This is a genomic window from uncultured Brachyspira sp., assembly GCF_944390845.1.
Taxonomy (GTDB): domain Bacteria; phylum Spirochaetota; class Brachyspiria; order Brachyspirales; family Brachyspiraceae; genus Brachyspira; species Brachyspira pulli.
This window is the reverse complement of record NZ_CALXRM010000006.1, coordinates 62,625-77,258: the sequence shown is the minus strand read 5'-3', so window position 1 is coordinate 77,258 and position 14,634 is coordinate 62,625. Positions and strand designations below refer to the sequence as shown.

The 14,634-nt window shown below is 27.4% G+C and carries 10 protein-coding genes; 6 read left to right on the top strand and 4 right to left on the bottom strand.

Annotated elements, in window-relative coordinates; all coding sequences use genetic code 11:
* Positions 1 to 159: 159 nt before the first annotated feature.
* From Q0K52_RS02365 to Q0K52_RS02345, 5 genes are all read left to right on the top strand, one after another.
* A complete protein-coding gene (locus tag Q0K52_RS02365) occupies positions 160 to 1,200 on the top strand; it encodes a hypothetical protein (protein WP_297296068.1) in 1,041 nt (346 codons plus the stop codon).
* A 54-nt stretch (positions 1,201 to 1,254) separates the two neighbouring features.
* On the top strand, positions 1,255 to 1,887 hold the full coding sequence (locus tag Q0K52_RS02360) for a bifunctional 4-hydroxy-2-oxoglutarate aldolase/2-dehydro-3-deoxy-phosphogluconate aldolase (RefSeq protein WP_297296066.1): 633 nt from the start codon (positions 1,255 to 1,257) through the stop codon (positions 1,885 to 1,887).
* A 58-nt stretch (positions 1,888 to 1,945) separates the two neighbouring features.
* Positions 1,946 to 2,932: an NAD(P)-dependent oxidoreductase gene (locus Q0K52_RS02355; RefSeq protein WP_297296064.1), complete on the top strand. Its 987-nt coding sequence runs from the start codon at positions 1,946 to 1,948 to the stop codon at positions 2,930 to 2,932.
* Positions 2,933 to 3,058: 126 nt separating this feature from the next.
* Positions 3,059 to 4,693 (top strand): peptide ABC transporter substrate-binding protein, encoded by a 1,635-nt coding sequence (locus tag Q0K52_RS02350; RefSeq protein ID WP_297296062.1) that lies wholly within the window; start codon positions 3,059 to 3,061, stop codon positions 4,691 to 4,693.
* Positions 4,694 to 4,966: 273 nt separating this feature from the next.
* Complete coding sequence (locus Q0K52_RS02345) at positions 4,967 to 6,310, top strand: lytic transglycosylase domain-containing protein (protein ID WP_297296060.1); 1,344 nt, start codon at positions 4,967 to 4,969, stop codon at positions 6,308 to 6,310.
* Between the two features lie 694 nt (positions 6,311 to 7,004).
* Here Q0K52_RS02345 and Q0K52_RS02340 read toward each other — a convergent pair.
* A complete protein-coding gene (locus Q0K52_RS02340) occupies positions 7,005 to 8,675 on the bottom strand; it encodes a Na/Pi cotransporter family protein (RefSeq protein WP_297296058.1) in 1,671 nt (556 codons plus the stop codon).
* Positions 8,676 to 8,860: 185 nt separating this feature from the next.
* Positions 8,861 to 9,064 (bottom strand): TM2 domain-containing protein, encoded by a 204-nt coding sequence (locus Q0K52_RS02335; protein WP_297296056.1) that lies wholly within the window; start codon positions 9,062 to 9,064, stop codon positions 8,861 to 8,863.
* Between the two features lie 334 nt (positions 9,065 to 9,398).
* Between Q0K52_RS02335 and Q0K52_RS02330 the strand changes: the two genes are divergently transcribed.
* Positions 9,399 to 11,003, top strand: coding sequence for a M48 family metallopeptidase (locus Q0K52_RS02330; protein WP_297296054.1), 1,605 nt, complete (start codon positions 9,399 to 9,401; stop codon positions 11,001 to 11,003).
* A 475-nt stretch (positions 11,004 to 11,478) separates the two neighbouring features.
* Here the strand turns inward: Q0K52_RS02330 and uvrB are convergent, their stop codons facing one another.
* Together uvrB and Q0K52_RS02320 are read right to left on the bottom strand one after the other, a co-directional pair.
* Entirely contained in the window at positions 11,479 to 13,527 is a 2,049-nt protein-coding gene (gene uvrB, locus Q0K52_RS02325) for an excinuclease ABC subunit UvrB (RefSeq protein WP_297296052.1), read from the bottom strand.
* Between the two features lie 36 nt (positions 13,528 to 13,563).
* On the bottom strand, positions 13,564 to 14,475 hold the full coding sequence (locus Q0K52_RS02320; RefSeq protein WP_297296050.1) for a hypothetical protein: 912 nt from the start codon (positions 14,473 to 14,475) through the stop codon (positions 13,564 to 13,566).
* Positions 14,476 to 14,634: the final 159 nt, after the last annotated feature.

Sequence of the window (14,634 nt, the reverse complement as noted above, 5' to 3'; positions counted from 1 at the left end):
ATTTCTAGTAATTTAAATTATAAGGAATACCTTCTTTTTTTAAAATAAAAGTGTGCAATATCTATGGCTCTTAAACATCATCTTTGAAATTTTACTCTTGTTTATTATAATCACTTATGATATAATATTTGCGTAAATTTTTTTATGTAGGTGTAATTTATGTCCCCTCAAAAAATAGATTCTAGTAAAGAAGTTCTTGCTATGAAAATATTAGCAGAATATAGTGAATTAAATAAATATATATATATAGTGCTTTTTATAGATAAATACCATAGTAAATTAATAGATATAGCTTTTGTTATTTCTGATGATCATAAGCTTCTTAGATTTTTAGAGTCTTATACTAGTTTTTTAGAGATGTATAAGCATATAAAGATTTACAATAAGCTTAATAGTTATCGTAAGACTATACTTTTTGAAAAATTTCAAAAAGTATTAGATGATATTTTTAATGATGAAAAAAATATTAATAATATGATAATATTCCAATCTAATAATAATGTAATATCTATTATTGATATATTTTCAAGCAGTTTAAATAGATTTATGGACTTTCATATAGGAACTTTTGATTTATCGAATACACTTCTTAGTTTTGAAGAAGTTTATAATGGCTTGGAAAGCATTCATAAGGAATTGGAAAATACTTCTTCTTCTCAGTTGGGATATAATGATTCTGCTAATGGAGTAGATCAAAAATCTGAATTATCAAAACAGCCTGAAGAACCAAATTACAAACTTATTAATGCTTCATTTATAGTTGACCCAATATCCGGTACATCTATAAATGATATAAGACCAGGCGATAAAGTTATGGTTAGCATAAATTCTAACACAGTTGAAGAAAATATCATTTATTTAGAGCTGAAAGGGAAAAAAGATAAATATTCTAAATATTTAGTTCCGGCAGAAGTTTTAGAAAAAACAGTTTGTGATAAATCAATAAAAATTTTGCTGAAATTAATCGATGGATATTGTGCTTTAATAGAAGAAATTGAACCTATAAAATTAAAAATTTTTAATCCTATCAAAGATGTTTATATTGAAGGTGAGGAAAATGACCCTGAAAAAGATAAAGATACTATTTTTGATAAGATTTTGTCAAGATTCAGTACTTTTAGATTAGTTATGTTTGGTTTGGGAGCTGTTATACTTTTAGTATTCTTTGCTATTGTTTATGTATTTTTCTTTCAAACTTGATTATCAAAAACTTAATTATTAAAAGTAATAAAAGATATTTGGAGTTTTTATACTATGTTTGATAAATATATATCCACACCTATAATACCTGTTGTTGTTGTTGAAACTGAAGAAGAAATAAGAAATATTGCGGAACTTTGTTTGGAATTCTTGCCTTCTATAGAGCTTACTATGAGAACTGAATATGGATATAAAGCTTTAGAAATATTGGCTAAAGATTATCCTAATCTTCAAAGAGCCGCTGCCACAGTTATTAATACAGAACAAGTTGATAGAATATTAGATTTAGGTACTGATATAATAATAAGTCCTGGATTCCAGCCTGTTATGCTTGAATATGCTAAAAAGAAAAATTATCATTATATTCCAGGTGTTGCTACTCCTTCTGAAATAGAACAATGTTTAGCTTATGGTTATAAATATCTTAAATTCTTTCATGCTGGTTTATACGGCGGAGTTGAATGGATAAAAAATGTTGCTTCTGTTTATAAACATACAGGAGTGAAATTTATGCCTCTTGGAGGTGTTAAATTAGCTGATGTTAAAGATTATTTACAGCAGCCTTTAGTTTTTGCCTGCGGAGGTTCTTGGTTATGTCCTAGAAATTTATTGCAGGAAAAAAATTGGAAAGAAATTAGAAATAGATTTAAAGAAGCATCAAAACTAATAAAAGAATTATCTAAATAAGTCTTTTTATAAATTTTATTAATAATACTATTCTTTTCTTTTTTAATTGGAGTAAATTATGAATATATTGGTATATTCAGTTTTAGATGATGAATTAGAATATTTTAAATTAATGGAAGAAAAATATAGTATTAAATTTACACTTAATAAATTTCATTTAAATTTTCAGAATGCAGATGAATCTAAACGTTATGATTCTATAATATTTAATGCAAGAGATGCTATTACAGATAAAGTACTTGATAAATTAAAAGTTAATGGTGTAAAATATATGAGTACAAGATCTGTTGGTTTTGATAATGTGGACATTGATTATGCAAATAAAATAGGTATCAAAATAGCTAATGTACCAGCATATTCTCCTAATTCTGTTAGTGAATTTACTATTCTTTCTTTATTGTCTTTGATTAGACATTATAATAATTTAATTATTAATGCTTACAATAGAAATTTTATACGTACGGGTCTTGTAGCAAAAGAGATTAGAAATTTGAATATCGGAGTTATAGGTACTGGAAGAATAGGAAGCTTGACTATAAAACATCTAAAAGGATTTTTTCCAAAAAACATATTTGTATATTCAAGAACTCAGAAAGATGAGATAAAAAAATATGCTGAGTATGTAAGTTTAGATGAATTGTATAAAAATAGCGATGTTATAATTTATCATGTTCCTTCAAATAAAGAAACAAAAAATATGATTTGTGAAGAATCTATAAAAAAAATGAAAAAAGGTGTTTATATTATTAATGTTAGTAGGGGAACTGTAGTTAATAATAAAGATTTGCTTGAAGCATTAAAAAGCGGATATGTTGGTGGTGCGGCTTTAGATGTATATTCAAATGAAATAGAATATGTAAATAAAGATATAAAAAATGAAGTATTGAAAGACAGTATTATAGAAGAATTTTTTACTATGGATAATGTAATAATAACACCTCATTCAGCATTTTATACAGATGAAGCATTATTTAATATGGTTAGTATATCAGTTAACAATATGTTAGAATTTAAAAATACTGGAAAATGTTTTAACGAAATATAATTATAATTATATATAGTAATTTTTTTCTTTTTTTAATTGACTAAGTTAGTAAAGTTATGTAAAATTATTTTAATGTTTAATAATAATTTTTTTATTGAAAATTATTATAAATTTAAGGAGTTTATTATGAAGATAACTAAAAAATATTTATCGTTTCTAGTTAGTTTAGCTATTATATTTGTAATAGTTTTTTCTTCAGTATCATGTAAAAAAAATGCTGTTGTTACTGATGATGAAGGTATTATTGTAAATCTTAGTGTAGAACCAAAGACTATAGATCCAAGTTTAAATGCTCAAATATATGGGGTAATTTATATATCTCATGTATTTGAAGGCTTAACAGTAAGGGATAAAAATAATCAAATTGTTCCAGGTGTTGCTGAATCATGGGAAATAAGTGAAGATGGAAAAACTTATACTTTCTTTCTTAGAACTAATTCAACATGGTCTGATGGAAAACCAGTAGTTGCTGAAGATTTTGTTTATAGTTGGAGAAGACAGGTTGACCCTAAAGTTGCTAGTGAGTATAGTTATCAGCATGAACCAGTAAAAAATGCTATGGCTATTACTAGGGGAGAGATGCCGGTTGAATCATTAGGTATTAAAGCTGTTGATGATCATACATTAGTTGTAGAGTTAGAAGCACCTACTGCTTATTTCTTAGAAGTAATAGCTTTTCCAACTTTTGCACCTTTAAGAAAGGATATAATAGAAAAATATGGTGATAAATGGACATTAAGCCCAGAAACTTATATAGGTAATGGGCCTTATGTTATGGCAGAACGTAATATAGATGAAAATATTATAATGGTAAAAAATGATAAATATTGGAATGCTGATACTATAATTGCCAAAAAAATAACATTTGTTCTTATGCAAAATGGAGCAGCTGCTGTTGCTGGTATAAAAGACGGTACATTACATATGGCTTATGAACCTCCTCAACAAGATATTCCAACACTTATGAATGAAGGTTTAATTCAAATTAAGCCTCTTATAGCAACATATTATTATCCTATAAATGTTACTAATGAATATTTGAAAGATCCAAGAGTAAGAAAAGCTTTATCTCTTGTTATTGATAGAAATTATATAGTAGAAAAAGTTACAAAAGGCGGACAAAAACCTGCAGGCGGTTGGGTTCCTTATGCAGTTAATGATGTAAAAGGTGATTTTAGAATTAACGGAGGTAATCTATATGATATATCAAAAGACGGATATGCTAAAAATATAGAAATAGCTAAACAGCTTTTTGCTGAAGCTGGATATCCTAATGGTGAAGGATTTCCTGTTATAGAATTTAAAACAGATCCAGGCAATCATGTTGAGATATTTGAAGCAGTACAGCAAATGTGGAAAGAACATCTTAATGTAGATTCTAGCATCACTCAAATAGATAATGCTTTATTAGGTCAAACTTTATTAGAAAAGAATTTTATGATAGGAAGACTTTATTGGTCAGCAGATTATTCTGATCCTATGTCTATGATGAGTTTATTCACTAGCTATAATACTCAAAATAATGGCGGTTATAGTAATAAAAGATATGATGATTTAATAAATACTGCTATGTCCACAGATGATAATAATATAAGAATGCAGGCTATGCATGAAGCTGAAAAAATACTTATAGAGGAAGATATGGGTGCTATACCTATATATTTCTTCACAGAACCTTTATTGGTAAATCCTAAATTAAAAGATGTAGTATATAATCCATTAGGATTCCATAAATTTTTCTATGCTTCTTTAGAAAAATAATTAATATTTTATAAATATTCCAGGCAATGTATTAACTTACATTGCCTATTTTTTTATCTAGTAATATTTGATATATATACTGTAAAAAAATATAAGTTTTTAATAAAATCTAAACTTATTTGGCATAATATCCGATTTTTTAAATGTAAAAAAAAGTTGAAAATCTTTCAATAATAATGTTAAATATATAAAATAAAAATATATAATTTTTAAGGCGGGTTTATTATTAAAAAAATAAAAAAGACCATAGTAATTATTTTTCTTGTAATAATAATGTTGTTTGCTAATTCCTGCGATACATTTGACATGTACTTAAGGAAGGCCCTTGATGGAGTTAATCTTTATGAGCTCAGTGTATTCGGGGAATCTTTAGGACGTGATATAAAAGTTGTGGAGCTTAGAGGTTTTGATGTAAACAATTTTAGAAGTAATAGAGTTTCTTATTATATAAATAGATATCAAGGCAGCTGGAAAAACTATATGCAAAAGATTATAGATAGATCCCAAATATATTTGCCTTATATCAAAGAAGTTTTTGAAGCTAAAGGTGTTCCTGAAGATTTGGCTTATTTGCCTATAATAGAAAGTGATTTTAATCCTCAGGCAGTATCACATGCCGGTGCAGCTGGTCTTTGGCAGTTTATGCCTATGACAGGTGCTATATATAATCTTAAAGTTAATTATTGGTCTGATGATAGATTTGATCCGGAACGTTCTACTAAAGCGGCAGCCGACCATTTAGTAAGGCTTGATAAAAATTTTAAATCTTGGGTAATTGCTTTAATTGCTTATAATGCAGGAGGCGGAAGAATATCCAGAGCTATTCGCGAGGTAAAAAGTAATGATTTTGAGGATTTATTAGCGGCTGGAGTATTGCCTAAAGAAACAGAAGAATATATACCAAAATATGTTGCTGCTGTTATTATTGCTAAGAACCCAGAAAAATTTGGTTTTAAAATAAATAAACCTAAAGTAGTTTTTCCTCAAGGCGATTTAGTTTATGTTGATGATGCTGCTGATTTATCTGTTATAGCCAAAATGATAGAAGTTGATACTGATGATTTAAAAGCTTTGAATCCTCATTTAGCTAGAGGTGTAACTCCTCCTGGTATGGTTAGATATCCTCTTAGAATACCTGAAGGAAAAGGTGACTTATTTAATGAAACTTTTGGTAAGATACCAGCAAGTGAAAGAGTAACTTTCAGACGTCATGAAGTAAAAATGAATGAAACACTTTCACATTTATCTAAATTTTATGGTGTTCCTATTAATGCTATAGTAGAAATAAACAAATTAAAATCTAAAAGTCTTAATATAGGTCAGCAAGTAATGATTCCTATTCAAGGACTTGATAATGCTAAACAAGTTGATTTAGCACAGTATGAAGAAGAACAGCAAAGAATAAGAGAGGGTAGGTTTGTTTATTTTGAATCTTTACCTCCTCCTGATTATGAATATAAAGATATAATGTATCATGTTAGATCTGGTGATACTCTTTGGATAATAGCTAGAAAATTTAACGTAGATATATCTGAAATAAAAGCTTGGAATAGATTAAATAGTAATGTGCTTTCTATTGGTATGGAAATATTTTTAAGAATACCTATAAATAAATAATATTTTTGTATATACATAAACAACTATATTTTGTCAAAATAAATTTATATTTTTGTTTTTAATATATGGGTCTTTGCCCCATACCCCACTTCTTTTGTTGCCACAAAGAAGCAAAAAGTCTAGATTAGGGCTTTAATTTAATAAATTATTTTACATATAAAACAATTTTAGTATGATTTAGTACTAATTTTTAAACTTGCACTTTTTGGTTCTTTTTCCATCTGTACGCCATACATAAAATGTACTCCCTAGGACAACGAAAAATAACCTTATATCCTCGATAAACTTGGATACGCTTCGTGAACAACGGTATTTTTAATCTAAATCTAGGTTATAACATATATTTAATACATATATTTTTAATATAAAGTTCTAGCAATTGTGTTTTTTGCGACTTTGTCAAAGTAGCTGCCACAGGCACGTTTCGTAAAATTGCAAGGATAAAATTGTACTAAACTTCATTAGGTCGTAAAAGAACTGTGGTGTACGAAGTACACAGAGCTGTACGCTGTGTGCAAAGCCACCACAAATAATAAAATTGAAAAAACTAAAATTGACAAAGTATATTTGTTTAGGTATATCTAATATATTGGAATTATATATTTTTAGCAAATTATATAAATAAAAATGGAACTATTTTTCAGTGCATAAAGTAATTCCATTTTATAAATAATAAAATATTATTTAATGTTATTTATTTATCTTTTCCTGTTAAAGCTTCTACTATGTTTACTAGATTGGAAATAGATCTATTAAAGTAAACCAATACATCTCCATATAAGTGAGCATTTAAAGCAGGTATCAATGATTTATCAACATTATCATAATGTCTTTCTCTAGCTTCGTAATAGAAAGCTTTTATTTCATGATACTTTTGCATAGCTTCATCATAAGTTTTTTCTTTATTTAAAGAATAATATTGAAGTATTAATTCAGATAAATAATCTATGAATTCTTTATTATTGTGAATCATTTTTAATATATCTTCTTTTTGTGTTTCACTAAATAATGTTTTCTTTTCATTTCCTTTGATAATAGCTTTTCCTAAGTCTTTTAGATTATCACCTAAATTTTCATAATATGTACTAATATTTATTAATGAAGCAATGTTTGCTGAATTTAATGTATTTTTTCCAAGCAATTTTAATAGGAAAGAGTGTATTTCCTGATCTGTATTATCAAGCATTTTTTCATGATCTCTAATTTTTGTAAGAAGTCTTTCACTAGGATTATCAAATAATTGTTCTATTCTAGCTAACATTTTTTGAGCTATTTCACCCATATAAGTAACTTCTTTTCTAACTTCTATTTCAGCAGAAACAGGCATATTAAGTAATTTATCTGAAAGTATGCTAACATGTTTTTCATCTTCTTTTTCTTTAATGATAAGACAAACTATTTTTTCTAATTTTTCTGTTAAGAAATAGAATACTACAACGTTTATAATATTAAATATACTGTGAGCAGCGGCTATATAGAATGATATATTAACGTATTTATTGTCTACTACAAGATTAGGATCTCCTATATTTATAAAACCAACTATTATATCAACTAATTTAATATAATATGGGAATAGGAAGAACATATATATAACACCGAATATGTTAAATAAACAGTGAACTAAAGCAGCTCTTTTAGCATTGGTAGAAGCACCTAAAGTAGCCAAAACAGCAGTAATTGTTGTACCTATGTTTTGACCTAATATCAAAGCTACGCCAGTAGGATAATCTATTAAACCAACAGTAGCTAATGATATAGTAACACCTAATGCAGCACTACTTGATTGTATTATGGCAGTAACTATCATACCAATCATTACACATAAGAATCTGCCGTACATAGTATTGGCATTTGCCATTAGGAATACTTTTTCAAAATCTTCAGAACCTCTTACACCTTCAAAAGCCATTTTCATAAGTATAAGACCATAGAATATCATACCAAAGCCCATTAATATTTCACCGAAGAATCTCAATCTTCTATTTTCTGAGCCGAATATTACTATAATTGAACCTATACCAAGAGAAGGTAAAGCTAATACATCTATATTTAAAGATATTATCCAACCAGTAACAGTAGTACCTATATTGGCACCAAGTATTATATTAATAGCTTGAGATAAGGTTAAGATATTAGCATTTACAAAGCTAACAGTCATAACTGTAACAGCACTACTTGATTGAACTATTGCTGTTATTAAGAAACCTAGAGATATACCTAATATTTTATTTTGAGTTACCTTATGAAGTATATCTTTTAAGGCATTTTCAGTACTTTCTTGAAGCCCATCAGAGAATACTTTAAGACCATACATAAAAAGTCCGAAACCACCGATTAAGGAAAAAGCTAGGTTTAATAACATGTTACATATCCTATTATTTTTATTGAACTAGGCGTTTTTTAGAATATCACAAATAGACAAAAAGTCAATAAAAATAAATTATTATGTTAATTAATTTGTGATGTTTTTATCGTTTTATGTGAATTTTATTTATAATATTCTGAAATTATTAATAATTCTATTTTTTATCAATATATTGGTTTATATTATTTTTTTAGTTTTCTGCCTTCTTTATCAGTAAACTTATCTAATAGTATCATTACAATATCTATAATATACCATATACCAAAACCGCCTGCTGTTAACCAATATAATATACCTGTCCATATTTTTCCTACATAAAATCTGTGAAAAGGTAAAAATATTGCTAAAAGTAATGTAACAATCCAGCTTCTATCTGATACTTCCATCTTCATTTCCTTCTAATTGAATTTTGCTACATTATATACTAATATGAAATAAAATAAAGAGTTTATGTAGTTTTATTATAAATAATATGGCTTTTTTACTAAATTTATTTGATAATTATTAATTTTTAATTATATACTTATTAAATAGTATAAATGTTATAGTATGTTATTTCCTTTTAGAAATTTTATTATAAATAAGATATTATTAATAGTTTTTAAAATAGTTTATAAATTGTTTTATTGGAAAGTAATGTATTGATTTCATATATTTACATTTTTATGTTTTATGTTATAAAATAATGTTATATGTTTTGTTGTATTTGGAGGATATGGTATGGGATTATTAAGCAGTGAAGACATTGAAACTTTAAAATCATTTCATACTGGTAATGGCGGATATTTCTATAAGATGCTTAATTATTTGGAAGAATTTATTGAAAATGGCGTTAAAGAAAATAAATTCACATTAGAAGAAGCCAGAGAGGATTTGGATATAGCATTGTGGTATTCTTATGCATGTAATAATATAGATAATTATGAGCATTATTATATGTCAAAAGAATTTATGAAATATTCTGAGAAGAATGCTAAAGGATGCGGTACTTGGTATTATAGATATGCATGTGCTCTTATATACTGCGGTAAATTGGAAGAAGCTTTGAAATATGCGGAACAGGGTGTTGTTGAAGAACCAACTTATCCTTGGGGCTGGTTGGAACTTGCTAAATTAAGACTTCATTTTGGAAATAAAGAAGGTGCTGTTGAAGCTAATAATAAGGGACTTGAATTAGTTCCAGGTGATTATGAGTTTTTAAGACAGGCTGAAGAAATAGAAAATTATTATTCAATAGAAGCTTTAGAATATCATTATATTAATGAAGACAGCGATAAAAATTTACTTAAAGGTCTTGATTACGGTGAAGATAAATTAAATGCTATAGCTTATATATTATGTGATGAAGATAAATTAAATGCTATTAAAGATATCATTAAACCAATAAATTGGGAAGCTGATAATCCTTATTGTACTTTTAAGTTTTATGTTGGTGATGATTTGGTAGACGGTGTATTTTCAATGAATGAAGCTGCTATATCAAAATTAGATAAAGAGTTAATAAAAAAATCTATAGAAGAATTAGAAGAAGTAAAAAATAAAATAAAAGAAGAAGAAAATTCAAAATTAGTATTTGTTAGATTTAAGATTGATTATACTATTGAAGCAGAATTCAAAAATGAAGAAACAGATAAAGTTTTTTCAATTAGAAAAATGTTTAATAAAGATTCTGAATATAAAAAAGTTGCTGATGAAATTTTTGATTCTTATGGTATGCCTTTAGAGCCTTATTTGGAAGAGCTGCCTAATATTGTGACTTTGTATAAAAATGAAGATGGTTCTCTATATTATGCTGAATGCTGGATAGATGAAGGAACTATAGTAAAGCATACAGGAATGGTTGGAAATAAAGGCGAAGTGCAGGAATATGAATGTGAGAATGCAAGAGAATACAAAAAGTTTTTAGATGATTTTTATAAAGAATTTTCTGATTATAATAAACTTTCTAATGAAGATTGTTATTATTTAGTTTTACAATTTGAGATAGAACCTTTTGAAAATGAATTGCCTGAGAAATATAACAATGCTATAAATAATATAGGAAACATTTTGAATTCGGTTTTGAATTGGAATGGAGTTGGTCTTTTAAATTCTTGGAATGCAGGTGAAACAGAAAATATAAAAGGAAAATATGTTATTAATTTCTTTTCTATAGTTGTAGATACTGATATAGCATTCAGACTTATATTAAATGAAGTTATAGAAGAGGTTAGAGATGATATAGATTGTTCTCATATAAAAATAGCATCTGTTCCTTATGACAATAGTGAAGAAGATTTTACTTTAATATATTCATCAGATTCTAGTACTGATTTCTCTATTTGATTTTGATGATATAAAAACGTTAAAGTATAAAATTTTTTGTTATTGTTATTTAGTTTATATATACCTAAACAACTATACTTTGTCAAAAATAATTTTTTTAAATTTTAAATATATGCAGGCTTTGCCCACTGCGAAGCACACAACGTGCAGGTTTGCGTACTTCGTAACACCCCAGTTCTTTTGCGACCGTAGGGAGTGCCTGTGGTATTGCCACAAAGAAGCAGGCACAGCCCGCCTTCAGCGAAGGACTATATTTTAGCTCAAATTAATAACCTATCTTACATGTAAAACATTTTTAGTATGATTTAGTACTAATTTTATAATTGCACTTTCGCGAAGCGTATCCGAGCTTGTCGAGGATATAAGCAACTTTGACGAAGTCCGCAGAGCGTGTGCGGAAAAAAGTTGATAATATATTTACAAAATATAAAAATTGACAAAATATAGTTGTTTAGGTATATATAAGTAATACTAATTATTTTTTACGCTTTCCATTAGGATTTTTAGAAGTTACATTTTTATGCACTGATTTTTTAGCAGGCTTTAATTGTTTAAGCTGATTTATTTTTTCTCTTATTTCAATAGCCTTTTCAAATTCTAAACTATCAGAAGCTCTTTTCATCTCTTTTTCAAGCTCTTTTATATAGTCATCGCTTTGCTGTTCAGGGTCTATTCTTACTCTTTCATTGAAGCGTCTGAAATCGAAATGAAGTTCATAAGAAGTTTCAACTTTTTCTTCACGTTCAATGATATCTTGAATTTTTTTGATAATTGTTTTTGGAGTGATATTATGTTCTTTATTATACTCCATCTGTATTTTTCTTCTTCTTTCAGTTTCTTCTATAGCAACTTTCATAGCATCGTTTATACTGTCAGCAAACATTATAACTCTGCCGTTAGCATTTCTTGCAGCACGTCCTATAGTCTGTATTAGGGTAGTTGTATTTCTTAAAAATCCTGTTTTATCGGCATCAAGTATTAATATGAGCGATACTTCAGGAACGTCAAGTCCTTCTCTTAAAAGGTTAATCCCCACAAGTACATCGAAAGCACCGAGCCTTAAATCCCTTATTATTTCAACACGTTCTACAGTTTGAATGTCAGAATGAAGATAACGAGTTCTTACTCCATTTTCATTTAAATATTTTGTAAGGTCTTCAGCCATTTTTTTTGTAAGTGTGGTTATGAATATTCTTTCATTGTTTGATACAGTTTTCTTTATTTCTTCAAGTATTCTGTCTATCTGTCCGTCAATAGGGTATACTTCAATTATAGGATCAAGCAATCCAGTAGGACGAATAATCTGTTCTACAACTTGACTGCTTTTCTTTAATTCGTATTCTGCCGGTGTGGCACTTATGTATATTGTATCATGAGTAAGTTTTTCGAATTCTTCAAAGTATAAAGGTCTGTTATCAAGAGCAGAAGGAAGTCTGAAACCGTACTTTACTAAAGTTTCTTTTCTGCTTCTGTCTCCGAAAAACATTCCTCTAATCTGCGGAACGCTTACATGCGATTCATCTATTATTGTTAAAAAATCATCTGGAAAATAGTCTATTAAACAAGCAGGTCTGTCGCCTTCTTTACGTCCTGATAATGGTCTTGAGTAGTTTTCTATTCCGGCACAGTATCCTACTTCTCTAAGCATTTCTAAATCATATTTTGTTCTTCCGTATATACGTTCTGCTTCTACTAATTTTCCTTCGGATTTGAATTTATTATATTGTTCTTCAAGTTCTTCTTCTATCAATTTTATTCCTGCTGCTAATTTGTCGCCTCCTGTAACGAAGTGTTTAGCAGGATATATAACAACTCTTTCCTGTTCTGATAATTTTTGTCTTGTAATAGGATTAATTTTAATTATTCTTTCAACAGTATCACCGAAGAATTCTACTCTTATAACCTCATCAGAATAGGCACTCATTATTTCTATAGTATCGCCTATTACTTTGAATCTTGCCCTTTCTAGTACATCTTTAACTCGTTCATATTGTATTGAAACTAACTTTTCAATTATTTCATCTCTGTCGTATTCTCCGTCTTTTTCTATAGCAATGTATAATTTTCTATAATCTTCAGGAGAACCCAAACCATATATACATGAAACAGAGGCAACTATTATAACATCACGTCTTTCAAGAAGCGAAGTAGTAGCTTTAAGTCTTAATCTGTCAATTTCATCATTAACGGAAGCATCTTTATCAATATATAAATCTTTTGCAGGGACATAAGCTTCAGGCTGATAATAATCATAATATGAAACGAAATATTCAACGGCATTATTTGGAAAAAAGTCTTTTAATTCTCTGTAAAGCTGAGCCGCCAAAGTTTTATTATGCGACATTACAAGTGTAGGGCGATTAGCTTTTTCTATAACATTAGCTATAGTAAATGTTTTTCCGCTAGCAGTAACTCCAAGAAGAGTTTGATATTTATTTTTATTTTCAAGCCCTTTAACTAAGGAGTCTATTGCAGTTACTTGATCCCCTGAAGGCTTGAAATTTGATTCTAATTTAAAATTCATGAAAATTATTATACTATATTTTTTATAATTAGTAAATTAATTGAAAAGTTTTTTTATTTTATTTTTGAAAACGGTTAATTCTCTATATATATTTATATAATATGGATTAAAATTTAAATCTATATTATTTGCAAGTTTTTTCATATACGGTTTTGTCCAAACAAGAAAATGTAATGAATGGAATCTTATTTTTTTATTTATTCCGTCTTTACTATAATTGCAAAATGGAATGTCATTTTCAAAGTATATTTTTTTCATTTCATATTTATCTTTCTTTAACATTTCAAAATTCGGACTTCCATAAAGAATTGCAAAATCAAATATTGAATCATTTTCTATTTCGGATAGGTTGCCAACTTGAAAATTTGTTTGTGAAAAAAATTCTCTTGAAATGTCCATATCAGATATGCTTCCAGCAACACCATTATTTAGTCTGTTTGGATCATCATAGTACATACTTTTTAATTTATTTATTTCTTTTTCATCAGTATATTTAAATAATAGATATTTTGAAAATTCCTCTAAAACTTTTATATTTCTTATATACATAGTTAGAGCTAATTTATTTGCTAAAGATATATCATACTTAACAAATGGTTTTAAGACTTCATTTAAATCGGAAAATAATAATACATCACTGTCAATATGAAAGCATTCGTTTATATTATATTCTTTCATAAAGTCTTTTAATATAATCCATCTTTGCATACAAAACATTTCATAATTCGGATCACTTTTACCTAAATGTATATATTTATTTTTGAATGTTATAGCTTCTTCTTTAGTAACTTTTTTTATATCAACAAATGTGGAATATTGAGAATATTCTTTATATTCTCTATCAGATATCAAAAATATACTGGCATTTTTATTTGTTGTTTTTAGTTTTTTTAATGTGTAAACTAAATATTTAGCAAATCCTGTATGTATTATAACTATATTCATCATAATACATACCTTTTATTTTTATATGAGGATAAATTTTTTTTGTTAGATATAAAAAAGAAGTTATTATAATTATTATTTAACTGTAGACTGTAGACTGTAGACTGTAGACTGTAGACTGTAGACTGTAGACTGTAGACTTAATTAACTTCATATCAAAGA

What these genes read in the sequence shown, in the direction of transcription:
- Q0K52_RS02340 (WP_297296058.1), bottom strand. Translation starts at nt 8,675, where the DNA reads ATGTTATTAAACCTAGCTTTTTCCTTAATCGGTGGTTTCGGACTTTTT.
- Q0K52_RS02350 (WP_297296062.1), top strand. Translation starts at nt 3,059, where the DNA reads ATGAAGATAACTAAAAAATATTTATCGTTTCTAGTTAGTTTAGCTATT.
- Q0K52_RS02360 (WP_297296066.1), top strand. Translation starts at nt 1,255, where the DNA reads ATGTTTGATAAATATATATCCACACCTATAATACCTGTTGTTGTTGTT.
- uvrB (WP_297296052.1), bottom strand. Translation starts at nt 13,527, where the DNA reads ATGAATTTTAAATTAGAATCAAATTTCAAGCCTTCAGGGGATCAAGTA.
- Q0K52_RS02365 (WP_297296068.1), top strand. Translation starts at nt 160, where the DNA reads ATGTCCCCTCAAAAAATAGATTCTAGTAAAGAAGTTCTTGCTATGAAA.
- Q0K52_RS02320 (WP_297296050.1), bottom strand. Translation starts at nt 14,475, where the DNA reads ATGATGAATATAGTTATAATACATACAGGATTTGCTAAATATTTAGTT.
- Q0K52_RS02355 (WP_297296064.1), top strand. Translation starts at nt 1,946, where the DNA reads ATGAATATATTGGTATATTCAGTTTTAGATGATGAATTAGAATATTTT.
- Q0K52_RS02335 (WP_297296056.1), bottom strand. Translation starts at nt 9,064, where the DNA reads ATGGAAGTATCAGATAGAAGCTGGATTGTTACATTACTTTTAGCAATA.
- Q0K52_RS02345 (WP_297296060.1), top strand. Translation starts at nt 4,967, where the DNA reads ATGTTGTTTGCTAATTCCTGCGATACATTTGACATGTACTTAAGGAAG.
- Q0K52_RS02330 (WP_297296054.1), top strand. Translation starts at nt 9,399, where the DNA reads ATGGGATTATTAAGCAGTGAAGACATTGAAACTTTAAAATCATTTCAT.